Annotated in this window: 1 protein-coding gene and 1 pseudogene; both read left to right on the top strand. The window is 66.7% G+C overall.

The genetic code is table 11. The features are described 5' to 3' along the window. The first annotated feature begins 137 nt into the window (after positions 1-137). Entirely contained in the window at positions 138-341 is a 204-nt protein-coding gene (locus tag ACIHEJ_RS40675) for a hypothetical protein (protein WP_116153950.1), read from the top strand. A 64-nt stretch (positions 342-405) separates the two neighbouring features. Beyond that, positions 406-1,215: pseudogene (locus ACIHEJ_RS40670) on the top strand (IS5 family transposase). The last annotated feature ends 10 nt before the right edge of the window (positions 1,216-1,225 follow it).

The raw sequence follows: 1,225 nt of genomic DNA, 5'->3' as shown, positions 1-1,225 counted from the left end.
AGAGCTCGTTACAGAATGAGCCGTTCGCGACCGGCCGGTCTTCCGGCCCCGTCCCTCTTTCCCAGGTCCAGCAACCTACCCATCGCCGACCGTTAGCCGCTTGGATAGGCTCCGCGGGGAACCCTTCAGGAGGTGTCATGGCGAAGGTCACCATCAGCCTGGACAGCGATCTGGCCATCGAGGTCATGCTGCTGGCCGGTACCAGGAGCCCGCAGGACGCCGTCGAGTTGATCGTCCGCGACTACCTGGCACGGAGTCACCGCACCGAGGCTCGCGCCGGCAACGCCGCCGACCAGGATCGCTTCGCCGACCGGCGGTCAGCGCCGGAAGAGGGCCGATGAGCACTTCAGGTGAGATCGGCGTGTCGGCTGGTGGGCGAAGGTCCTTCTGGGCAGGGTCCGGCTGGTGTCTATCGATCTTGTCTCCGACGACCTGTGGGAGCGAATAGCTCCACTCCTGCCAGAGCGGCCGCCCCGACGCCACCGTCATCCCGGACGGCTGCCTGTGCCGGACCCGGGTTGCGCTGGCGGGCATCATGTACGTGCTACGCAAGGGAGTGGCCTGGTGCGACGTCCCAGTCCAGGTCGTCGGATGCTCGGGGGTAACCTCCTGGCGTCGGCTGCGGGACTGGACCGAGGCTGGCGTCTGGCCTCGCCTTCATGAGGCACTCCTAGCCGAGCTGCGGGCAACCGGCCTGCTGGACATGGACGATACGGCCATCGATGGCTCCCACATCAGGGCCCTCAAAGGGGGGCTCACGTCGGCCCTTCACCCGTCGACCGCGGTCGCCCCGGCTCCAAGCACCATGTGATCGTCGACCGCCACGGCACACCCCTGGCCGTCTCCCTGACCGGCGGGAACCGGCACGACATCACACAGTTGATCCCCCTGCTGGACGCGATACCCCGCATCCGAGGGGTGCGCGGACGTCCCCGCAACCGACCCAAACGGCTCTTCGCCGACCGGGGCTACGACTACGACAAGTACCGCTACCTGCTGCGGAAACGCGGCATCAGACCCCTGATCGCCCGACGCGGCGTTGCCCACGGCTCCGGCCTTGGTCGCACCCGCTGGGTCGTCGAGCGGACCTTTGCCTGGCTCCATCAGTTCAAACGACTCCGTGTCCGCTACGAGCAACGAGCCGACCTCCACCAGGGACTACTCGAACTCGCCTGCAGCGTCATCTGCCTTCGACGGCTCCGCAAGTCATTCTGAAATGATCACT

It is taken from the genome of Streptomyces sp. NPDC052301 (assembly GCF_044593395.1).
In the GTDB taxonomy this organism is placed as follows: domain Bacteria; phylum Actinomycetota; class Actinomycetes; order Streptomycetales; family Streptomycetaceae; genus Streptomyces.
Note: the sequence above shows the minus strand (reverse complement) of the source record. Positions and strands in the feature narration are given on the sequence as shown.

Bases quoted from the DNA above. Each gene is read 5' to 3' on its own strand.
- ACIHEJ_RS40675 (WP_116153950.1), top strand. From the start codon at position 138: ATGGCGAAGGTCACCATCAGCCTGGACAGCGATCTGGCCATCGAGGTC.